This is a genomic window from Halomonas sp. AOP25-F1-15, assembly GCF_052378675.1.
Taxonomy (GTDB): domain Bacteria; phylum Pseudomonadota; class Gammaproteobacteria; order Pseudomonadales; family Halomonadaceae; genus Vreelandella; species Vreelandella casei.
The window spans coordinates 85,689-107,976 of sequence record NZ_JBQSXV010000003.1 but is presented as its reverse complement, the minus strand read 5'-3'; the positions used below and the strand labels follow the sequence as shown (position 1 = coordinate 107,976).

Genomic DNA, 22,288 nt, shown 5'->3' with positions numbered 1-22,288 from the left:
ATCTTCTCCAAGAGGGGCGCTTAGTTGATGGGGGTATGCACAGTGACCAGCTTGGTGCCATCCGGAAACGTGGCTTCTACCTGGACTTCGTCAACCATCTCGGCAACGCCTTCCATTACGTCTTCACGGCTAAGTATTTCACGGCCATAGCTCATTAAATCCGCCACGCTGCGGCCATCCCGAGCACCTTCCATAATCTCGAAGCTGATAAGCGCCACCGCTTCCGGGTAATTGAGTTTTAAACCACGTGCCTTGCGGCGCTCCGCCAATTGGGCGGCTGAGAACAGCAGCAGCTTGTCTTTGTCTCTCGGGGTTAGTTCCATGAGGTGTCTCCGTTACATAGGTTAGGCGGGACTGTAGTAACATAGCGCAACCCATGTACCAAAATGGTGAATAAAAGGAAAAGAAATTAAAATTCAAAAACTTATAATTAATCACTGGGCTTAGCCGAACGCTTTAAATGCACCAAATCAATCAACCCACCCCGCCCAGGCACCAAAATAGTGCATTTTGGCGTTACCAAGAATTTAAGCATATGCCGTCTTCAAAAAATAAATAAAAACCATTATCATTTAAGGACCTATTCATAGCGGTATTCCCATAACGTGACGGTCTCTCGACGCTACACCATCAATCACTTTCTGGACTATGGCCGTCGCTATTGCATCGACTATCGCTTCCCCGACGTGAATGCCGCCCCCACTTACCTGCCTCATGCAGCCGTTGCTATTGGCCGCGTAGAAGAACATGACTTGATGGACGGGATGGGGCTATTCATTTCCGATCTCGACATTAAGCGCCCCTACCGATCTTGCTCACAGGGCAGTGAAACGTTATTGATTGTCGTGCTGCTAGAAGGCCGGGTCCATTTTGATATTTCAGGCCAGCGCCGCTGGCTAACCGAAGGCGAGGCATGCTGTTTGCGACTGACGGAGGAGCGGACTCTCAGCGCTCTTCACCCCGCCAATCAACGGCTGCGCACGCTATGCCTTTCATTGCAGAAACCGGCGATCAATAGCTGGTGTGGCGCATCTTCTGCTAAAACCATGTCTCATACGTGGCGATTGAGTGCCGGCTTACGCCTCGCTCTTGAAGAAGGATGCGACCGTGTTGGCTCAGAGCTTGCTCAGCGCACACAGCTTCAAGGACTAGCGTTACAGGTATTAGCGCAAAGCATGTCGGCTCAGCCCCAGCAATGCATAGCACCACCCCTATGCGCTTACCAGGAGCGCCTTGAACAAGTTCGTCGCTGGCTGGATGAAGAACCGCTGCTGAATCATTCATTAGCCCGTTTGGCCGAGCACGCAGCGATGAGCCCAAGCACCCTGTTACGCCACTTTAAGCTGGCCTACGGATTAGCCCCCATCGACTATTTGCGAAAGCGCCGCTTAGCGCTAGCCAAGGAGCTGCTCATGCGTGGTCATAGCGTGCAACAGGCTGCTCACCTAAGTGGCTATCGTCACGCCAGTAATTTCATTACGGCTTTTCGTAAGCTGTATGGCATCTCACCCGGCGGTTTATGCCATCAGGCGGGCTGAATGAAAGTTCCCGCATTTGACGCGATCTGACGATTGCGCATAACGCATGGCTGAGATGGCATAACTATTCCCACTCCATTAATGGAATAATTCTCAATTGTTAAAAAATTCACTTGAGAAGAATAACCGATGCCATCTTTTCCCCGTCTAACGCTCACTGCTTTATTACTGGCATATCCCCTTCACGCATTGGCGGATGCAAAGGAGACGCTCAACAATCTTGTCGTTACCGGAGAGCGGCTTGCCGATAATAGCGAAAGCACGCAGCGATACACGGTGCCGGCTAGCCGTAGTGCAACGGGCTTGTCGCTGACGCCTCGTGAAACGCCGCAATCCGTTAGCATCATTACCCGCCAGCAGATTGATGACCGAGCATTACAAACCAGCGGTGACGTGCTCGCTCAGGTACCTGGCGTTTCACCCAGTCGTGCCGATAGTAACCGTATGAGCTATTCCGCACGCGGCTTCACGATTCGCAGCTTTCAGTTCGATGGGCTGAGCATTCCCATCAACAATTTCTGGAATTTTGGGGATACAGATTGGGATGCTGCTATCTATGACCGTGTGGAAGTAGTACGCGGCGCGACGGGGCTTTTGACGGGTGCAGGCGACCCCTCTGCGAGCGTGAATTTTATCCGCAAACGCCCGCTGCCTGACGCGGCAATCTCGCTTTCTACCAGCATAGGGCGATGGGATCGACGCCGGATAAGCGCTGATGTCTCGACACCGTTAACCAGCGATGGCACGACGGGCATCCGCTTTGTCGCTGCCAAAGATCGCAATGACAGCTTTATTAGCCACCAGGGAGATGATCACGACACGTTATATGGCGTGATCAGCAGTGAACTGTCGTCTGCGACGCAGTTAACGGCAGGCGTTGAATACCAGCGCAATGACTCTGATGGCATGGGCTCTGGCGTGCCCGTTTTTTACGCCGATGGCGACCGCACCGACTTTGATCGCAGTGCCTCTAACAATACCGCCTGGTCAACGTTCTATAACGAAACCACGCGCGCGTTTGCAGACCTCAGCCACACGCTGGATAACGGCTGGACCTTGCGGGCGGCCTACAGCCATAACGACGGTAACTACGGCATGCAGTACCTATACCGTGGCGGCTACCCCGACCGAGATACCGGCCTTGGCATGTCGAGTTCTTACTTGAACTACCGCGGCAACCGTACTCAGCAAACGGTCAATCTCTCCGCAGAGGGCAATTTTGGCCTCTTGGGGCGCCAGCATGAGCTGGGCATAGGCTGGATGTATAACGAGGACGATTTCGATATTTTGACCGCGTCACCCGCGGGTGCAGCGCCGGATGCCGGTAGCTTCTTCAACTGGCGCGACAGCGTGGTTGCCAAGCCCGCATGGGGAGATTTTGCTAACGCTGATAGCATGCGCGTCACTCAAAGCGGCGGCTATGTGGTCTCACGCTTTTCACTCAGTGACCCGCTGAGCCTGATTGTCGGCGCACGCCTGAGTGACTGGGAGCTGGATCAAAACTACTTCGGCGATGAGCGGCAATATCGCTATAGCAACGAGCTAACGCCCTATGCAGGCCTTGTTTATGACGTGACCGAGCATACCTCGCTATACGCGAGCGCTACGGAAATTTTTCAGACTCAGAACGCTCGCTTTGAAGACGGCTCACTGCTGGATCCTCTGCAGGGGCGTAGCTATGAGATCGGCGCTAAAACCAGCTTGCTGCGAGACCAGCTGGATGCCAGTGTCGCCGTGTTCAGAACAGAGCAAAATAACGCCGCTGAAGCGATCCCGGGCGTAGAGGTTATCGGCCAGCCCGGTACACAGGCAAACCGAAGCATTGATGGTAATCAAGTTAACGGGCTGGAGCTGGAACTCATCGGTGAGGTGCAGCCTGGCTGGAACCTGAGCGCGAGCTACACCTTAGCGCAGGCAGAAACGGCCCAGGGAGAACGCACCAATACGTCCCACCCGCGCCAGCAGCTTAAGCTGTTTACCGCCTACCAGTTGCCGGGCACATGGCACGACCTGACCGTGGGCGGTGGCGTGCGCTGGCAAAGTGATATCTCGCGCGCTGCCTCTAGCCCGAACGGTAGTGTGCAGGTCGGCCAGGATGCTTATGCTGTTGCCGACCTGATGGCCAGATACCGCTTCAATGACAATCTGAACGCTCAGCTAAACGTCAATAATCTCTTCGACAAGGATTACTACGAGCAAATTGGCTTTTATAGCCAGTACTGGCTGGGCGAACCGCGTAGTGCCACCGTTTCATTGAACTGGGATTGGTAAGAACCGGCCGTTAGGGTTGTGTCCACCACAGCCCTAGGTTAACCAGATACGCGGCGTATGCGCTTCACGCTCAATCCAACGCGGACGCAGTAGCCGCCAGGCCTGCTCGCACAGCGACCAGGCTTCATTGCGTGAATGACCCAAGTAGCGCAGCAGCAGTACGCCGTAACGCACGGTGACGGCCCAACGAGGGTTATCCGGCAACGCCTCGCGCAGGGCATCAATAGCGGCAGGTGCATCAGCAATACCTACCGCCCAGAGGGTAGCTTGTACGGTCGCACCACCTTGCCCCCAGCGCCCCGCAAAGCGTGGGTGTAGCGGGTCTAACGGCTGGCGCTCTAACCACAGCGGTTTGCCATCTAGCGTGAGCCGAAAGTGTTGTTCAATGCGCCCCGAAACGTAGGGCAAATTGCTTGCCGGGCGCCCCAGCGCCATCATTTCCCAACCTAAGCAGCGAGCACTGCCGTGTAGGGCAATATGCGTGCGCTGCTCACCTTTCGAGCCATCAAAGGCGATGGTTTCTTGGGGCAGCCATTCCAGAATCGCGTTATCTTCCACGCTTAGCTGGGTATGTTGAGTCCAGGCAACGCCTTGGCTGTCGGCTTTATAGAGTTTATTGGCAGCCGGAGTCGTCAGCAGCGCATGGGCACCGCTCTCTACATGAGCACTAATGGTAAGCGCATCGCCACTCACCAGTCCGCCCGGTGGGTGAAGCACGTACACATGGCACGCCTCACTTCGGCCTTCTGGGTAAAACGGCCGTTGCACCCGCAGCGGGCCTTGGTGGCGCGCCTGTACCATGCGGGTAACGCCGTCGCGCTGGGCAAAACGTAAGTCCAACGAAGCCGCCCAGTGGCGGCCTTGATCAAAGCGGTGGCCAGAGGCAAGGGGAGATTTTGCGATATCGCATAGCATCATAATTAGCTATCGCTTCCTTTCAGTAAGCCGTTAGCTAAGTAGTGCAATTAATGCGCCAAAATGGTGAAAAATTATTTTCCAGCTCTAAGACAATGACTTAAACAATTTCTCCCTACACCTAAAAATTTTCAATGCACCACAAAAGATCAAAAAAATAACAATTTGCACCAAACAAGAACGTACAGGCGCTGCTTATGCTGCCAACGGGGCTGCATAAGCAGGTAAATATATCGATTAAAGGGGATAACGCGGCTAGACAACCGCTCTGCCGCAAGGGAGTGAAGGAGCCAGGTATTGGAGAGAGGTGTGGGCAACGTATTAGACATCACCTTGCAAACGTGACATTAGGCTCTGTACGAAAACTGCCTTCGCTCGCCGACTTTTCGTACAAAGCCTAGCCCGCAGGACGCGGCTCTACTTGGCGACTCTGCTTAGCGACTCTGGCCTAACCATTTTACCGGCTCTCAAAGGGCGGAATGGTGAGCTTCCTCAAGTGAGTTTTCGGTCAGTATAACTAGCGCGCCGGTAATCAGCGCCTGCATACCTTGCGCTAGATCAATCTCCATTTCCGCCTCTTCTTCAGCACGATCTACCGCGTCATCAGGCGCCTGTCCTATCACCGAGTAAATCGTGTCTGCCACGGCAAAACAGTGAAAGGCGACCGTCGCAAGCAGCCAACGCGCCTGGGCCTGGGAAATCTCATAGACCTCCGCAATATGCGCTTGGTGCGCATGGATTTTTTCAATCATGGGCTGGGTCGCCGCCAAGCGACGGATTACGTAGGGCGTTAGGCCTGGGTGCGCTTTGACAAACTCGGCTATCGACATGGCAAAGGTGAACAGATACGCCTGAAGCGCTTGGGATTCCTCTCGACGAGCGCGCGGAATGCTCCAGCGTCGAAAAATCTCTTCGGCCACCAACCTCTTCAGCGCCTTGAGATTCGTCACGTGCTTATACAGCGCCATATGGCTGATGCCTAGCGCGCTGGCCACCCCAACAAAGGTGATGTTGGGCAGACCGATTTCGATACCCGCATTGGCAATACGCTCAAGCGTGATGGTAGGCGGCCGCCCGCGTGCTTTAACTGGCTGTTGCGTTGTCATATTGCATCCTTGATCGCTGACGTCCCCTATCTAGCCACTCACTCACCTTAGGGTCAATTAGTTGATTGACATGCAATTATATTAATTAGTTTATTGCCATGAAACTAATTATCTATTAGCCTAACTAAACGCGACTAATTCTCGTTACAGATTGCTGCTATGCAGGTTCGATAACCCCCTATGGCCGAGTACTAACGCTTCATGAGCACGCACGATACATCGAAATCCCAAGGTAAGAGCCCCATCAGCCAAGTGCTGGCCCCTATACGCACACGGCTTTTTGCCGCGGCAATGCTGGCGGGCATCGGCACGATATTAACGATGGTGCCGCTTGCCGGTATGGCACATATCGCCAAGATTCTTGTGTCTGACCCAGGCGCCGCCTGGACGTTATCAACCGCCAGCATGCGTGAAATCGGCTGGGTGGTAGCCGCCAGCGTCGCGAGCCTTTTCGTCGGCATGGGGTGCATGTTCCTGGGCGAGCTGGTCGCGCATCTGGCGGATAACCAACTCACCTACCAGTTACGCTTGGCTGTTATGCGGCGCTTGTCCCAAGCACCGCTTGGCTGGTTTACCAGCCGTGCATCCGGCGATGTAAAACAGGCGATGCAAGACGATATTGCGACGCTGCACAGCCTGACCGCGCACTTTTACACGGCGGTAGGACGCGTGCTTGGCGCCTTACTGATCTCGGTGATCTACCTGCTCGCGCTGGATTGGAAAATCGCCGTGATTACGTTACTGCCGCTGCCCGGTTTCTTTCTTTTCCTGCGCCGGCTGATGCAAGCCGGCAAAGCCAATATGGGTGAGTTTATTGCCCAGCTTGAGCGCATGAATAACGCCATCAATGAATTTGTCTGTGGCATTCCCGTCGTCAAGGCCTTCGGTACCACCGGACAAGCCTATCGTGGCTACCAAGCCGCCGTGGATAGTTTTGCTCATGCCTTTGAGCAATTTACCCGCCCTCTGGTCGCTTCTATGGCGCATGTCCATGCGATGGTGACAACGGGGACGATATTGGGTCTGACGCTCACGTTTGGCATATTTTGCGTCGCCAATGGCTGGTCAGAACCGGTCGATCTGGTGCCCTTCATTCTGGTAGCACCCGGCATCTGCGCTCCGTTACTGCTACTGCATACTTTGCTGCACGACTTAGGCAGTGCCGTTGGCGCCGCCCAGCGCGTCATGGCACTGCTTGAAACGCCGGTGCTGTCATCAATCCCCCCTGATGAGCGCCAGCTCCCAAACAACCATGAAGTACGCTTTGAAAACGTCAGTTACGTCTATGACAACGCTCAAAACGGGCTATCTAACCTTCACTTTACGCTTGCACCTGGCAGCGTGACGGCAATTGTTGGCCCATCTGGTGCGGGCAAGTCCACCCTGGCACGGCTGATGCTGCGCTTTTTTGACCCCACCCATGGGCGCATTACGTTAGGCGGGGTGGATCTGCGCCATCTTGAGATGTCAACGCTCTACCAGCGTATTGGTTTTGTTCTGCAAGACGTGCGTCTTATCCATGCCAGCATTGGTGACAACATTGCGTTGGGCCGACCTTCGGCCAGCCAACAGGAAATCGAGGATGCCGCTCGCGCGGCGAATATTCACGAACGTATTGCAGCGCTCCCTCAAGGCTATCGCTCGATTGTTGGCGAGGATATTCAACTGTCAGGTGGCGAGCAGCAGCGTGTCAGTATCGCCCGCGCCATATTACTTGATCCGCCTCTATTGGTGCTGGACGAGGCGACAGCAGCCGTTGACGCCAGCAACGAACTGGCCATTCAGCAGGCACTTTCGCGTTTAACCCAGGGGCGCACGCTTGTGATTATTTCGCATCACCTAAATTCGATTATGCACGCCGACCACATTCTGGTACTCGATGACGGCAAGGTCGCTGAGCAAGGCGATCACGACCAACTGCTAGCCAGCAAGGGTCTTTATGCTCGCCTTTGGGCACTGGAAGAGATAACAAACTCACTGGAATCGAAGGTGGCAGCGTGCTGAAAATGCTCAATCAACTGCTTGGCGACGACACCGCGCTTTTACGTCGCTATCTCGGGCTGGCCATTGTCTATGGTGTGCTAAGCGGTCTGACCATCTTGGCCCTTATTCCGCTTCTCAATTACCTCCTGATCGGCCAACTCAGCGTGGCCACCGCATGGCTGGCAGCGCTGCTTTTCGGCATCCTGGTCTGTTGGGGCGTGCGATGGCACGTGGAGCAGGCAGGCGTCCGTGTCGGCGTCGCCATCTTGCAGTCGGGTCGCCATCGCCTTGGCGAACACGTCGCGCACCTGCCGGTCGGCTGGTTTACCGCGACGAACACCGCGCGACTTAGCCATGCCACCACGCAGGGTATGATGGCGGTGGCTCAGCTTCCTGCCCACGTCTTTACACCGGTAATCAGCGGGCTTGTCACGCCTATCGTCCTGCTTGCCGCGCTGTTGGTGTTGCATACACCGCTGGGCATTGCAGCGCTGGTCGCACTGCCGCTGCTGTTGGGGGTTTTATTACTCACCGCTAAGCTTGCCCGGCATGCCGACAGAGCCTTCCAGCAACACTTTGCCGATACCAGTCAGCGCATGGTTGAGTTCGCCAGTGCCCAGGCCGTCTTACGCGCCTTTAGTGGCAACAACCACAGCACGCGCTTCTTGGAACAGGCCATGCAACAACAGCAGCGTTCGGGAACCAGGCTGGCTTGCCTCTCGGCACTTTCGGCGCTGCTCAATGCCTGGGCAGTACAGACAGTCTTTGCCGTACTGCTGATCGTCACGACCCTGTGGATCAATACGCTTCTAGAAGGATCGCTGACGGCAGCGAGCATCATCAGTGTCATCATTGCGCTGGTACTGGTAAGCCGGTTCGTCGAGCCGCTGCTGGATGTCGCTCAACATAGCGACATTTTGCGCAGTGCAAGAGGGCAACTCGAAGAGATCCAGTCGATTTTCGACGCGCCCCCCTTAGCCGAGCCCACCGCCCCTCAGCCGCCGCGTGACGCCTCCATCGAATTGAGAGCTGTCCGCTTTCGCTATGCGCCGCATGAGCCCGATGTGCTCAACGGGGTTAGCCTATCTATCACGCCCGGTAGCATGACCGCATTGATCGGCGAGTCAGGTTCAGGCAAGACCACCCTGGCACGACTGGTAGCGCGGTTTTTCGATGCAGATCACGGTAGTGTGCTCGTCGGCGGCGTAGACGTGCGCGATATGTCGAGCACCCAGCTGGCGAACCAAGTCAGTCAGATCTTTCAGGAGAGCTACCTGTTTGCTGGCAGCATTGCTGACAATATTCGCTTTGGATGCCCCGAAGCCAGCGATGCCGCACTGATGGAAGCCGCGCGTCTAGCCGGTGTCATCGAGATCGTCGAACGCCTGCCCCAAGGATTGGACACCCCGGTGGGCGAAGCAGGCACCCGCCTTTCCGGCGGCGAGCGGCAGCGTATCGCCATCGCCCGTGCCCTCATTAAGAATGCGCCCATTCTGCTGGTGGATGAAGCGACAGCCGCACTGGATGCGGAAAATCAGGCCATCATTACCCAGGCGCTGGTGCGACTGAGAGGCCAACGTACGCTCTTGGTGATCGCCCACCAACTCTCTACTGTGAGCATGGCTGACCAGATCATCGTGCTAGATGAGGGGCGTATCATTGAGCAAGGCGCGCCCGATGAACTGCTCGCTCAGCAGGGGCGATACGCCACGTTCCTTGGCCAACGCCAAACCGCCAAAGGATGGCGCATCACCCCGGATAAAACGCGAGAAACCTCACAGTGATGCGCGTGTATTTGCCTCTCCTGTTTGTATTGCTGTGCGGGATATCATTACTGGTCGGCGCGCGGCAGATAAGCGGTTACCAACTCATCACCCTGTCGGATGATGCTTGGTTGACGCTGACGGCCAGCCGGCTGCCACGCCTGATTACGGTGTCATTGACCGGAGTGGGCCTCGCGATTTGCGGTGTGATTCTGCAGCATATCGTGCGCAATAAGTTCGTGGAGCCCGCCACCTCGGGTGGGCTTGATGCCGCCAAACTGGGCATTCTCGTATCGCTGCCACTAATGCCTACGGCTGGCGTTGGATCACGAATGCTTGCCGCCCTGCTCTTCTGCTTCGCTGCGAATGTTATCTTTATCGCTATCGTTCGCCGCATCAAGTTCATCAACACGGTGCTGATTCCCGTCATCGGTTTGATGTACGGCGGCGTACTAAGCGCCCTCGCCGAGTTCTACGCCTACCGCCATAACATCCTGCAAAGCATGCAGGGCTGGCTGCTGGGAGATTTTTCGAAGATCGTCCAGGGTCATTACGAAATTATCTACCTTATTCTGCCGGTCGTTATACTCGCCTACGTCTACGCTCATCGCTTCACGGTACTGGGCATGGGCGAAGAGATGGCGACGAGTTTAGGCGTGAACTATCTCGTCACCTCTGCCATTGGACTGATGCTGGTGGCCATTACTGTCTCGGTCACGGTCATCGCCGTGGGTGCCATCCCCTTTGTCGGATTAGTGATTCCCAATCTGGTGGCGCTGTACTACGGCGATAACCTGGCTCGCACTCTACCCGCCGTAGCACTGTCGGGGGCAACCCTGCTGCTGGCCTGCGACATTGCGGGACGCCTGCTGATCTATCCCTTTGAAGTGCCCATCGGCTTAACGTCGGCTTGTGTCGGAGGAGTGCTGTTTCTGATCCTGATTGTCAGGAGGGCACAGTGATGACTATCAAAGCTAGCCACACCGTTTGGGCGGCAGTGATCGCTCTTGCGCTCGCTTTTGTCTTCGTACGCTCCGGTTTCGACTTCGAGTATGTGATCCCGAAACGACTTGAACGCTTGGCCACCATGGTGATCGGTGGCATCTGTGTCGCCTGGTCCGCCATTACGTTTCAGAGCCTTACCGGTAACCGGATATTAACGCCTGCCATCATGGGCTATGAGGCCGTCTATCTGCTGTTTCAGACCTTGTTGATGCTGATGCTGGGCACTCACAGCCTGATGGTACTCGGCGAGCACGGCAACGCCGCACTCTCGATCCTGCTGATGCTTGGCTACTCCTGGACGCTGCATCGCTGGCTGTTTAGAGACGACAGAGACAATGTCTATTTCCTGCTGTTGGTAGGACTGGTACTGACAATGGTCATTACCACGTTCACCCAGTTCGTTCAGCTTAAGATGAGCCCAGGTGAGTTTTCCATTCTGATGGGTTACAGCCAAGCCACTTTCGGTAACGCCAACGCCACACAACTGCTCTACGCCACGCTGATCGTGGCCACGATTTGCCTGGTGGGCCTGAAAAGCCTCCCAATGCTCGATGTGCTCTTGCTGGGCAGAGAGCAGGCCATATCGCTTGGCATCGATTATCGACGCTGCGTGCAGCGCCAGCTCTTTCTGATCGCCGCGCTGGTGGCTGTATCGACCAGCTTGCTTGGCCCTACGGCGTTCATGGGCATTTTCGTGGCCAATACCGCCTATGCGCTTGCCGGGACTTACCGTCATCGGGTCACGCTGCCGTTGGGTTGTGCCATCGCCATTGCCCTTTTCATCCTCGCCCAACTGCTGGTCGAACATCTCTTCAACTACACAACCACCGTCGGCATCCTCGTCAACCTTGTGTGTGGGGCTTACTTCCTTTCGCTGATGGTGCGTAAGCGGGGCGCAGCATGATCACGGTTCAAGACCTTCATAAAACCTACGGCGACCGTTCGGTGCTATCGGCGGTCAATCTCTGCTTTCCATCAGGACAGTTAACGTCCTTGGTGGGCCCTAATGGTGCGGGCAAGACGACGCTGCTGATGATGCTCGCGAGACTGCTTAAGCCCACTCGTGGGGATATTCGACTCGACGGCTCCCAGGTAACGCGCATTCCCATCAGTGAGTATGCCAAGCAGGTGGCCACACTGCGCCAGACGCCTGAGTTCAATCTACGCCTGACCGTCGAGGAGTTGGTGGCCTTTGGCCGCTTTCCCTATAGCCGTGGCACGCTCACTCGGCATGACCATCGTGTGATTGACGACGCCCTGTCGTTTCTATCGCTGACGACACTACGCGGTGCTTATCTGCATGAGCTCAGCGGCGGCCAGCGCCAGATGGCGTTCCTGGCCATGACCATTGCACAGCAGACCGATTACCTACTGCTCGACGAGCCACTGAATAACCTCGATATCAAACATGCCGTTCAGATCATGCAGGCGCTTCGCCGCCTCTGCGATGAGCATGGACGAACGGTCATCCTGGTCGTTCATGACATCAACTTCGCCGCCAACTATTCCGATTACATCGTCGCCATGAAGGACGGGGCCGTGCACTGCGATGGCAACGTCTCCGATGTCATCACCGAACGGCGCTTGAGTGAGCTTTACGGCCTGAAGTTCGACATCGCCCATAACGAACGCGGCTATCTATGTAATTACTTCAAGCCCTCAGGAAACCTGGAATGAAACAATCTCTCAACAACCGCTTGGCACGCTTTCTCCCACTCGCCTTGGTGGCGTTGCTACAAGGGTGCGATCAACCCTCAGCCAATGACATGCCCGCACAGGAGGCCATGACACCGCTCACGATTCACCACGCGCTGGGCAGCACTGTGATCAATCACCGTCCACAACGGGTAGCGGCATTGGACATGAATGAAGTCGACTTTCTGGATCAGTTGGACGTTCCGGTGGTGGGCATGCCAAAGGACTTTATTCCCCATTTTCTGGAGAAGTACCGGGACGACCCGACGATTGAAGACCTGGGCGCTATCGTACGCCCTAACCTTGAGCGAGTGCATCGAGCTAACCCTGACCTCATTCTTATGACGTCATTACAGGCCAACGATTATGACGAGCTGACGCAGATCACCCCCACGCTGCACTTCGACGTGGATTACCGCAACAGCCAGACCAACCACATTGACGTTGTCATGGATCATCTCATGGATCTTGGGCAGATCTTTGGTAAACAGGCGTTGGCCCGTCAGCGAGTTGCCGAGCTGGCTCATACCGTCGAGGAAGTCAGACGTGTTACCCAGGGCCGCCCTGAGAAAGCCCTTATCCTGCTGCACAATAATGGTGCCTTCCACTCCTTTGGCATGCAGTCACGCTACGGCTTCATCTTCACCGAACTAGGCGTTGCACCCGCCGCACCTGACATTGATACCGGCCTGCACGGCCAGCCGGTCTCTAGCGAATTCATCCAGCAGGCTAACCCCGACATCATCTATGTCGTAGATCGTACTGCCGTGATGGAGCACCGGCCCACCATGAGTGCCGACAGCCTGGCAAACCCCCTGTTACGCCAAACTAACGCCTGGCGAAAGGACCGGGTGGTCTTTGTCGACCCCGAAGCCTGGTATGTCACCGCAGCCAGCGTCAGCTCTCTGGCGATCATCGCGGATGACATTATCGACGGATACCGGAACTAGCGGCTCGTCGTCCCAGAGCACCTAAAAAAAAACGTTTTCATCGACTGCTTCATTGAGCCTTTTAACAGTTGCTCAATTGAAGCGGTGTAGTTCCTCTGTCTTTAAAAATGGAGATCGACATGCCCTTACGTTGCCACCACCGCCCCCTACAGCCGACGAGAGCGCCACATTGCGCCTCTTGCTCAAGCCCTTTATCGCTCGTCAGGAGCGCCTTTCCGCTGGCGCTGAGCGCGAGTGCTGCCATGCTGCTTTCCTCACAAGCTCTAGCACAGGCCCAGGAGACCGAGACCCGCAGTAGTACTGCCCTAGCCCCTATCACCGTACACGGAGAAGCGACATCCGTTAACGATACGTATTCCGGCGGCCAAGTCACCTACAGCAATAGGGCTGGTTTTCTGGGTAATAAAGACTTTATGGAGACGCCTTTCAATACCATCAGCTATACGGACCGCTTCATCCAGGATCAACAAGCTCAGAATATTACCGATGTGATTGCAGCGACTGATCCGAGTGTCTTCAGCAACGGCGTCACCAGTGCCTGGAGCGAAACCTACTCGATCCGTGGTTTTGACGTCAGCACACGTGACGTAACGTTCGGCGGTCTGGCCGGTATGGCCCCTTACTACCGCACGTCCCCAGAAATGTTCGAGCGCATCGAGGTGCTCAAGGGGCCTTCGGCACTACTCAGCGGGATGCCACCAGGTGGCTCCGTTGGTGGAGCCATTAACCTGGTTCCCAAGCGGGCTGGCGATGAACCGCTGACGCGTTTCACCACCACGTATATGTCCGACGCTCAGCTTGGCGGGCACCTTGATGTCGGCCGACGCCTGGGTGACGATCAGCAGTTTGGCGTTCGCTTTAACGGCGTATACCGCGACGGCGAGGGTGCTGTGGACAACCAGAAACCAAGGGTTCAAATGGGCTCTCTAGGGCTGGACTGGCGCGGTGAGCAAGCTCGACTGTCAGCTGACTTGTACAGTGCTGACGACCATATTGATGGCCCCGCTCGAGGTATCAACCTGGCCCCAGGCCTGGCAGTTCCGACGCCTCCCGACTCCGATACATTGATCAATCCGGACTGGGCCTTTGCCGACACACGAGACAAGGGCGCCATATTGCGTGGCGAATTCGACTTTACCGACGAGATCATGGGGTACGCGTCAATGGGTCGAAGCGAAACGAACTACACCTACAACGGTGCCATGTTAGCCCAGGTGCTTGATGATCAAGGCAACTATCGCACAAGCATTGGTCAGCTCGCCTTCGATGTCGAGAAAACATCGGCGGAAGTTGGGCTTCGCGGCCATTTCCAGACCGGCGCCGTCAGCCACGCAATTAGCGTCAATGCCACCCATTACGAGCATGAGCAGCACGACTACGGCCGCAGAATTGTCCCCGGTGCGGACTGGGTCACCAACCTATACGATCCGCAGTGGGGCGCCGCTGCCGAATTCATCACGCCGCACATCATGCATACAGAGCTACGCTTAAACAGCTACGGCTTGGCAGACACGCTCTCGTTTGCCGATGATCGTATACAACTGACGCTCGGCGCCCGACGCCAGGAGGTAGTGAGCGATGCCTACAGCGTGGCAACCGGCGAACGTATCTCCCGCTATGATGAAAGCGCGGTCACCCCCGCCGCAGCACTACTCTTCAGAGCCACCGACCAGGTATCGCTCTACGCCAACTATATTGAGGGACTCAGTCAGGGGGCCACAGCACCTATGAGTGCCGCTAACGCGGGTGAGGTGTTTGAGCCTTACACGACTAAACAGAACGAGGTTGGCGTGAAGCTTGATCTGGGTGATTTTTCACACACGCTTAGCCTGTATGAAATAAAGCGGCCCAGCAGCTACACCGATCTGGTCACCAATACCTTCTCGGTTGGGGGCGAGCAGCGGAACCGTGGAGTAGAGTGGAGCTTCTTCGGCACTCCTATCAGCAACCTGCGCCTGATGGGTGGCATCGCCTATGTCGATCCTGAAATCACCCGCGCCGCGAGCGATGAAGAGCAAGGTAATCAGGCAACCGGCGTACCGAACCTGCAAGCCAAGCTAGGCACTGAATGGGATCTGCGCGCAGCACCAGGGCTGACACTGACCGCTAATGCCACCGCAATGTCAGAGCAGTACATTAATAGTGACAACTCCCTATCAGTCCCCGGACACACTATTTATGACGTTGGCGCACGCTACGCCTCTAACCTTTCCGGCTATCCACTCACACTGCGTGCCACTGTTAACAATGTGACCGATAAAACGTACTGGGCAATGCCTCAACTCTCAAGCCTCGCATTAGGCGCCCCCCGCACCTTTATGTTTTCGGCCTCACTGGACTTCTAGACAGCTTTAACAAGCGATGCTGATGCCATAACAGCTACTGTTGTCCACTACTGATTTTCACTACTAACCTCGTAAAACATCCCCCCTACGCCCGTCGAGCGGGCGTAGGGGGATAACTTCAACCGTCATTGTGCCCCATGACGCAGGTGCACTGCAGGCAACTCCGAACCCGGCCCAATAGTTCCCTACCTGGCAATGGTTATCACAACGTGGCAATTGACCGCACAACTGTCACTCTCTCATCAGCTAAAATCCTAGAATCTATATAAAAAACACAACACGGCCAACAAAGCGTATCGAGTAAATGTATTTATCACGTTCAGTAGGGACTCTTTGGTATCGCATGGCGCTTTTTATGGCGTTTGTGGCGATGCATCTCCTATTGGGCGGGCCGCTGATTTCGCAGTACCAAGCCGGTGGTCAACATCACGCTAATCACGGCACTCACCACCCACCTAGCCACCCATCTAGTCACCATGGCGGGGGCCATCATCAACACGCGGCGCCGCAAGCAAGCACTGACCACCACCATCATGCGGGCCAGGCTGAAACAGTAGAGCCAATATTTAACTGGTTTCATCAGTGTGGCTACTGCGCTGTCTGGCAGCAGTTTCCGACCACCCAAGCCTTGCTTCCCGCGATCGGCCAGCAAGCGTTCATCACCCATGAACGGCTGCTGTCGCAACCGGCTCAGGGCACGCAGTCCTGTGATACCTACCCTCACGCACTTACTCGCGCACCGCCGTTCTCGCAACCTGTATAGCCCATTTCTCTTCGTCCTATCAGCCTAAAGATCGCTTTTGGCTGACGGCTGCTTATGCAAATTCAATTGGCGCTTAGCGAAACAAGCTAACGCGTCAGGAAACGATGATGTCGACGACTACCTCTTCCCCACAGGCTGGGCGCAAAGCCTCATTAGACCTGTACCGCGCCGTCTGGCGCTGGCATTTTTATGCCGGTCTTTTAGTGTTGCCCTTTATGATTATCCTGGCGATCACCGGCGGGCTATATCTTTTCAAAGACGAACTGGATGCACTGATACACGCTGACGTGAAGCGCGTGGCCGTTCAAGAGGCGACGCTCCCTCCCTCTTCGCTGGTAAGTGCGGCCCTGACAGCACACCCCGGCACCGCTGTAAAATTCACTGATCCCGCGACGCCGGAAAGCTCGGCAGAAATCACGGTTAATACAACCGCGGGCGAGCGATTAGCGGTTTACGTCGACCCGTATACTGCCCATGTGCTGGGTGCGCTGGATGATCGCGGCACGGTAATGTGGACCGTTCGCTATTTGCACAGTTTGAAATACTTTGGCCCTACGGCGCGCAAACTGATTGAAATAGCCGGCGGCTGGTCAATTCTGCTGGTGCTCACCGGCATTTACCTTTGGTGGCCACGGCGTAAAGGCGCGGGCGGTGTGATTAGCGTGCGCGGCAAGCCCCAAAAACGCGTGTTCTGGCGCGATCTGCATGCCGTGCTGGGTATTTTTGTGGGCGGGTTTATCGTCTTTCTAGCCATTACCGGCATGCCCTGGTCAGGCGTATGGGGCGCGCAGGTTAATCAGTGGGCTAACGGTAACAATTTCGGCTATCCAGCCGGTGTACGGGTGGAAGTGCCCATGTCCGAGGCACGTTTAAACGAGCAAAGTCTGACGAGCTGGTCACTCGAACAGGCACAAATTCCAACATCCACGCAGTGGCCAAGCCAGACAACGAGCATTGGCCTTGACGGTGCTGTCACCATCTTCGATGAATTGGGATTGCATCACGGCTATGCGGTCAGCCTGCCGGCCACGGAAACCGGGGTGTACTCCGGCTCGGTCTACCCCAATGATCTTAGCCAACAGCGCGTAGTGCATCTGGACCAGTACACTGGCGAGCGCTTGATCGACATGAGCTACGCCGACTACGGGCCCATGGGTCGCTGGCTGGAATTTGGCATTAACGTGCATATGGGCCAGCAGTTTGGGTTATTTAATCAGCTGCTGTTTCTGGCCGTCTGTATGGCGATTATCTTGCTGGCGGTATCGGCTGGCGTGATGTGGTGGAAGCGCCGTCCCTCGCGCGCGATGGGCGTACCGCCACTACCGGCTGATAAACGCGTTTTCCGGGGGTTGATTGCCATTTTGGCAATCGGTGGTCTGCTATTTCCGCTTGTCGGCGCGTCGCTGATCGTTATGCTGCTGCTTGATTGGCTAATTGTGCGTCCAAGACAGGAAAAACGACTAGGCTAAGCTCAATAACGCTCCGGCCCTTATGCTATCACTAGCATAAGGGCCGGAAGGTATTTCAACATGTGCCTTAGCAACCACGTCTGGCGTGGTTAAAAACGCATTATCAGGAGCCTGAAGCCAAGTTCTTAAGGTCAGCAACAATAGACGTCATCGAATCACTGTCGCGGATCATGAATTTTGCTTTACCGTGGCGATCAAACGCAAAAACGGCGCTGGAGTGAGTGACCTCATAGTTGCCGTGCTCATCCTTTTCGCCGTATTCGTAGGCAATACGATATCGGTTAGCGACCGCGTCTATATCCGCTCTGTCGCCGGTCAGGCCGATAAACTCGGGCCCAAACGCATCGGTATATGTTTGCAGCACGCTGGGCGTGTCACGCTCAGGATCAACCGAAATAAACAACACCTGTAGATTGTCCCGATCACCCTCCTCCAATTGCCGTATGGCTGATGCAACGGTTGCTAGCATGATAGGGCAAACATCAGGGCAGTTCGTAAAGCCAAAGTAAACCAGCGTGGCTTTATCGGCATAGGCTGTTTCATCGACGGCCTCGCTATCTTCATTGACTAAATCAAAATCAAGTTCCGGCAGCATGTCGGAGACGTCGTTAGTGCGCCAACTTTCGTCGCTACATCCTACTAGCAACAATAGCCCGATAAACAAACATAGCCTTTTAATCATCGCTAAACATCCATCACAAGAACTGTCTTACATTGATCCGGGAGCAACGACGGTGAAGGTAACCGGCAGCTCTGGCTGATTTTCAAAGTGAAGCAGCACATCCACTTCATCGCCTTGCTCCAACGGTTCAGCTCTGTGCATGAACATAAGATGATAACCTTTGGGAGCAAAGGCAAAACTCTCACCAGGCGCGACGTCGACTTTTTCAACAGACTCCATGCGTGCCATATCATTTTCAGTGGTGCTAACGTGCATTTCGGTCATATGAAACGCAGCGCTTTCTGCGCCCACCAAGGTGAGCGGTTCATCACTTGTATTGGTAATATTAAAGTAGCCAGCACCAGGTGAGTCGCCGGGCAATAGACTCAGCCTCGCATCGGTGACTTCAGGTTCAGCAGCCTGCACACTGCCTGCCGACAGCGCTAACGCTAAGAGTCCCCACACCGCTTTAGTACGCATGTTTAGCATTTTAACTTCCCCTTATTGTTAACGTTAAGTTGTGGACAGCAAAGTATTAGCCTGATTAGACACTCGTTGACAACTCAGCGGATGCCGTCATGGTCTAACCAAGCGTTAGTCAATAAGCGCTATTAACACAGAGAGCCAAGGCTACAGTTCGACTTATATCGACGCGAATTAATATCGAGCACGAGGTCGTGGTTAGTCGTGTCATAAAAGAAGGGCGCAAAACCTTTTTCTGCTGACGGCGTTTTGTACAGGCCGCACACACCGTAACCATAGTTAACACTCTGCAAATACTGAAGCTCCACGTCATCAGGCGTTTCAAGCGCTGTCGCCGTCGCTAATGCTCGCTGAATATCACCTTCTTGGTTTTGATCAGACATCGCCTGACTGCCAAAGATGAGCCCGCCCAAAATGACAATGGCGGTAAGGGGAATGGCGACAAGCAGTATGAAGGGACGGTTTTTACGCATAAGTGGGCTTTTAAACAGTAGTCCGCATTGAGGTTAACGTCATTGACAATGACTCTAGCGGTTGCAGGCCTATTTATCCATTGAGAGTGGCCAATTGCGCCAATCTGCCACACCCAATGGAGCGCTACTAGACTATTTCAAAGGCCTCGTTCAGCATGTTATACCGTCAAATGCTGTTTAATCAGCGCGTTAGAAAGCTCACTGATCTCGCCTTTGGCGACCGGCCGACCGCGGTCCATGATCACGAAACGGTCGGCGTACTTGCGGGCGAAGGGCAGCTTCTGTTCGACCAGTAGCACCGTCAAACCATCCTCATTGATCAACTGACGAATAACCTGGCCAATTTGCGCGACGATATTGGGCTGAATGCCCTCCCCCGGCTCATCCAAAATGAGCAGTTGGGGTGCAATCACCAGCGCGCGGCCGATGGCGAGCTGCTGCTGTTGGCCACCGGAAAGGTCGCCGCCACGCCGGTGTTTCATTTCTTTCAGCACGGGGAACAGCTCGTATATCCGTTCGGGGATTTTCTTCAGCCCGTCCCGACGCGCCGCTAAGCCGGTGCGCAGGTTCTCTTCCACGGTCAGTAGCGGAAAAATCTGCCGTCCCTGGGGCACATAGCCAATCCCCAGGCGCGAACGCGCTTCCACGGCTTTTTGGGTTAGCTCGATCTCACCCGCCTCTCCGCTTGTGTAGCGTAACGCACCGCTTTTCACCGCGACTTCGCCCATCACTGCTTTCAATAACGTGGTTTTACCCACGCCGTTGCGGCCCATCACGCAAGTACACTGGCCGGCGGGCACATCAAGGTCTAAATCCCAAAGGGTGTGGCTTTCGCCATAAAACTGGTTGAGCTTTTCAATGGCTAGCATCAGGCGGGCTCCTCATCATCAGCACCCAAATACACTTCGATCACTTTGGGGTCACTGGATACCTGGTCCATGGTGCCTTCCGCCAGCACGCTGCCCTGATGCAATACGGTGACTTGGCGGGCAATCGAGCGCACAAACCCCATATCATGTTCCACGACGACCACGGACTGCTTGCCAGCAAGCCCCGTGAGCAGTTCGGCGGTGCGCTCCATCTCCTGCTCGGTCATGCCGGCGACTGGCTCGTCCACCAGCAGTAAGCGCGGGCGCTGCATTAATAGCATGCCGATCTCTAACCACTGCTTCTGGCCGTGGGAAAGGATACCCGCGGGCTGGTGGCGTAGCGCCGTCAAGCCGATGGTTTCCAGCACTTCATCGATGCGGTCTTTAATCTCACCGGTCATGCGGGCGGTGAGCGTGGGAAAAATGCGCTTGTCCGCCGACATGGCAAGCTCCAGGTTTTCAAACACCGAGAGCGCTTCAAACACCGTGGGCTTTTGAAACTTGCGCCCAATGCCTAAGCTTGCGATATCTGGCTCGTTCATATTAAGCAGGTTATGGCGGCTGCCAAACCAAACGCTGCCGCTATTAGGGCGAGTTTTACCGGTAATAATATCCATCATGGTGGTTTTACCTGCGCCGTTAGGGCCGATAATGCAGCGCAGCTCGCCATCATCAATGGTCAAATTGAGGTTATTGATCGCTTTAAAGCCATCGAAGCTAACGGTGACATCCTCCATATACAGGATAGGACCATGGCGCACATCCACCGGTGAATCCTGCGGCGCCATAAAGTCGAACACCCGATCACGCTGAGTTAGCGATTGCAGCAAGCTCATGCGGAAGCCTCCTTGGGCGCGGTGGGTTTGGCGCTATTATCGTCGCGCTTACGCCGCTTGATATGGCGAAACAGCCCCGCCACACCCTTGGGCAGAAATACCGTGACCAATACAAACATCGCCCCTAGCGCAAACAGCCACGCATCCGGCATGACGCCGGTAAAAAACGTTTTGGCGTAGTTGACTAAAATAGCGCCGATCACCGCGCCATAAAGCGTAGCGCGACCGCCTAGGGCCACCCACAGCACAATTTCGATAGAGAAAATGGGTGAAAACTCGCTGGGATTAATGATCCCTACCTGCGGCACATAGAGTGCCCCCGCCAAGCCTGCCAACATCGCCGACACCACAAACACAAACAGCTGAAAGCGCTCGACTCGGTAGCCAAGAAAGCGCGTACGTGCTTCGGCATCACGCGTAGCGATACTGACCCGGCCCAGTTTGCTGGTCACTATGGCACGGCACAGAATATAGCCCAGCGCCAGCGCAACCCCGGTGGCGATAAACAGGCCCAGGCGCGTATCGTTGTTGCGCAGGTTGTATCCCAGCAGCTCGCGGAAGTCGGTTAAGCCATTGTTACCGCCAAACCCCATCTCATTGCGAAAGAACGCCAGCATTAAGGCAAACGTTAACGCCTGGGTAATGATCGACAGGTAAACGCCGGTCACTCGCGAGCGAAACGCCAAGAAGCCAAACACTAACGCCAGCAGCCCGGGGGCCAAGAGCACCATGGCAAAGGCAAACCAGGCCATGTCGAAGCCCTGCCAGAACCACGGCAGGCTGTCCCAGTTTAAAAACACCATAAAGTCCGGCAGCACCGGGTGGCCGTAGGTACCCCGATCACCTATTTGGCGCATCAGGTACATGCCCATGGCGTAGCCGCCAATAGCAAAAAACGCACCGTGCCCCAGGCTCAAAATACCCAGATAGCCCCACACTAAATCTACTGCCACCGCTAGCAGCGCATAGCTTAGGTACTTGCCGAACAAATTGACCGTATACGCGCCAATATGCAGCGGGTTTTCCGGCGGTATCGCCACATGTAGCAGCGTGACTAACGCCAGCGCAGCGACCAGCACGCCTAAAAAAATCTGCGTAGAGCGCTCGCTGAACGGACGTGTTAGCCAAAAATTGGTCGATGATTCGGTCGTCAATGACATCGT

At 55.3% G+C, this 22,288-nt stretch carries 20 protein-coding genes; 11 read left to right on the top strand and 9 right to left on the bottom strand.

The window, feature by feature from the left end:
- Positions 1–20 precede the first annotated feature (20 nt).
- Positions 21–323 carry an urease subunit gamma gene (locus ACT3TF_RS06430; RefSeq protein WP_096277280.1) on the bottom strand — a complete coding sequence of 101 codons (303 nt, stop codon included), beginning with the start codon at positions 321–323 and terminating at the stop codon, positions 21–23.
- A gap of 282 nt (positions 324–605) precedes the next feature.
- Between ACT3TF_RS06430 and ACT3TF_RS06425 the strand changes: the two genes are divergently transcribed.
- Together ACT3TF_RS06425 and fauA are read left to right on the top strand one after the other, a co-directional pair.
- Positions 606–1,538 carry a helix-turn-helix transcriptional regulator gene (locus ACT3TF_RS06425; RefSeq protein ID WP_096277278.1) on the top strand — a complete coding sequence of 311 codons (933 nt, stop codon included), beginning with the start codon at positions 606–608 and terminating at the stop codon, positions 1,536–1,538.
- Positions 1,539–1,667: 129 nt separating this feature from the next.
- The gene (gene fauA / locus ACT3TF_RS06420) at positions 1,668–3,809 is read left to right on the top strand and encodes a TonB-dependent alcaligin siderophore receptor FauA (protein WP_096277276.1); all 2,142 of its coding nucleotides are present in this window, start codon (positions 1,668–1,670) and stop codon (positions 3,807–3,809) included.
- A 33-nt stretch (positions 3,810–3,842) separates the two neighbouring features.
- Here the strand turns inward: fauA and ACT3TF_RS06415 are convergent, their stop codons facing one another.
- Positions 3,843–4,727: an urease accessory protein UreD gene (locus ACT3TF_RS06415; RefSeq protein WP_096277274.1), complete on the bottom strand. Its 885-nt coding sequence runs from the start codon at positions 4,725–4,727 to the stop codon at positions 3,843–3,845.
- Between the two features lie 464 nt (positions 4,728–5,191).
- Entirely contained in the window at positions 5,192–5,830 is a 639-nt protein-coding gene (locus ACT3TF_RS06410) for a TetR/AcrR family transcriptional regulator (RefSeq protein WP_096277272.1), read from the bottom strand.
- Positions 5,831–6,031: 201 nt separating this feature from the next.
- Here ACT3TF_RS06410 and ACT3TF_RS06405 point away from each other — a divergent pair, with 201 nt between their 5' ends.
- From ACT3TF_RS06405 to ACT3TF_RS06365, 9 genes are all read left to right on the top strand, one after another.
- Positions 6,032–7,834 carry an ABC transporter ATP-binding protein gene (locus tag ACT3TF_RS06405; RefSeq protein WP_444671815.1) on the top strand — a complete coding sequence of 601 codons (1,803 nt, stop codon included), beginning with the start codon at positions 6,032–6,034 and terminating at the stop codon, positions 7,832–7,834.
- Between the two features lie 2 nt (positions 7,835–7,836).
- The gene (locus ACT3TF_RS06400; protein WP_225734247.1) at positions 7,837–9,597 is read left to right on the top strand and encodes an ABC transporter ATP-binding protein; all 1,761 of its coding nucleotides are present in this window, start codon (positions 7,837–7,839) and stop codon (positions 9,595–9,597) included.
- Entirely contained in the window at positions 9,597–10,538 is a 942-nt protein-coding gene (locus tag ACT3TF_RS06395) for an ABC transporter permease (protein WP_444672022.1), read from the top strand. The genes ACT3TF_RS06400 and ACT3TF_RS06395 overlap by 1 nt, the downstream gene beginning before the upstream one ends.
- Positions 10,538–11,485 carry an iron chelate uptake ABC transporter family permease subunit gene (locus ACT3TF_RS06390; protein WP_096277264.1) on the top strand — a complete coding sequence of 316 codons (948 nt, stop codon included), beginning with the start codon at positions 10,538–10,540 and terminating at the stop codon, positions 11,483–11,485. The genes ACT3TF_RS06395 and ACT3TF_RS06390 overlap by 1 nt, the downstream gene beginning before the upstream one ends.
- Positions 11,482–12,258, top strand: coding sequence for an iron ABC transporter ATP-binding protein (locus tag ACT3TF_RS06385; protein WP_096277262.1), 777 nt, complete (start codon positions 11,482–11,484; stop codon positions 12,256–12,258). Before ACT3TF_RS06390 ends, ACT3TF_RS06385 begins: the two co-directional genes overlap by 4 nt.
- 47 nt (positions 12,259–12,305) lie before the next feature.
- Positions 12,306–13,226: a siderophore ABC transporter substrate-binding protein gene (locus tag ACT3TF_RS06380; RefSeq protein ID WP_444672021.1), complete on the top strand. Its 921-nt coding sequence runs from the start codon at positions 12,306–12,308 to the stop codon at positions 13,224–13,226.
- 242 nt (positions 13,227–13,468) lie between these two features.
- Entirely contained in the window at positions 13,469–15,571 is a 2,103-nt protein-coding gene (locus tag ACT3TF_RS06375) for a TonB-dependent receptor (protein WP_275542730.1), read from the top strand.
- Positions 15,572–15,875: 304 nt separating this feature from the next.
- Positions 15,876–16,334, top strand: coding sequence for a hypothetical protein (locus tag ACT3TF_RS06370; RefSeq protein ID WP_427046900.1), 459 nt, complete (start codon positions 15,876–15,878; stop codon positions 16,332–16,334).
- 107 nt (positions 16,335–16,441) lie between these two features.
- Positions 16,442–17,803: a PepSY-associated TM helix domain-containing protein gene (locus tag ACT3TF_RS06365; RefSeq protein ID WP_444671814.1), complete on the top strand. Its 1,362-nt coding sequence runs from the start codon at positions 16,442–16,444 to the stop codon at positions 17,801–17,803.
- A 103-nt stretch (positions 17,804–17,906) separates the two neighbouring features.
- On the opposite strand, the gene ACT3TF_RS06360 is transcribed toward ACT3TF_RS06365, so the two are convergent.
- From ACT3TF_RS06360 to urtC, 6 genes are all read right to left on the bottom strand, one after another.
- Entirely contained in the window at positions 17,907–18,485 is a 579-nt protein-coding gene (locus tag ACT3TF_RS06360; RefSeq protein WP_096277252.1) for an SCO family protein, read from the bottom strand.
- Positions 18,486–18,512: 27 nt separating this feature from the next.
- Positions 18,513–18,953, bottom strand: a complete 441-nt coding sequence (locus ACT3TF_RS06355) for a copper chaperone PCu(A)C (RefSeq protein WP_096277250.1) — start codon at positions 18,951–18,953, stop codon at positions 18,513–18,515.
- Positions 18,954–19,075: 122 nt separating this feature from the next.
- On the bottom strand, positions 19,076–19,420 hold the full coding sequence (locus tag ACT3TF_RS06350) for a hypothetical protein (RefSeq protein WP_096277247.1): 345 nt from the start codon (positions 19,418–19,420) through the stop codon (positions 19,076–19,078).
- Between the two features lie 158 nt (positions 19,421–19,578).
- Positions 19,579–20,289 (bottom strand): urea ABC transporter ATP-binding subunit UrtE, encoded by a 711-nt coding sequence (gene urtE, locus ACT3TF_RS06345; protein ID WP_444671813.1) that lies wholly within the window; start codon positions 20,287–20,289, stop codon positions 19,579–19,581.
- Positions 20,289–21,125, bottom strand: a complete 837-nt coding sequence (gene urtD / locus ACT3TF_RS06340) for an urea ABC transporter ATP-binding protein UrtD (RefSeq protein ID WP_444671812.1) — start codon at positions 21,123–21,125, stop codon at positions 20,289–20,291. The genes urtE and urtD overlap by 1 nt, the downstream gene beginning before the upstream one ends.
- Positions 21,122–22,285 (bottom strand): urea ABC transporter permease subunit UrtC, encoded by a 1,164-nt coding sequence (gene urtC, locus ACT3TF_RS06335; RefSeq protein ID WP_096277241.1) that lies wholly within the window; start codon positions 22,283–22,285, stop codon positions 21,122–21,124. Before urtC ends, urtD begins: the two co-directional genes overlap by 4 nt.
- Positions 22,286–22,288: the final 3 nt, after the last annotated feature.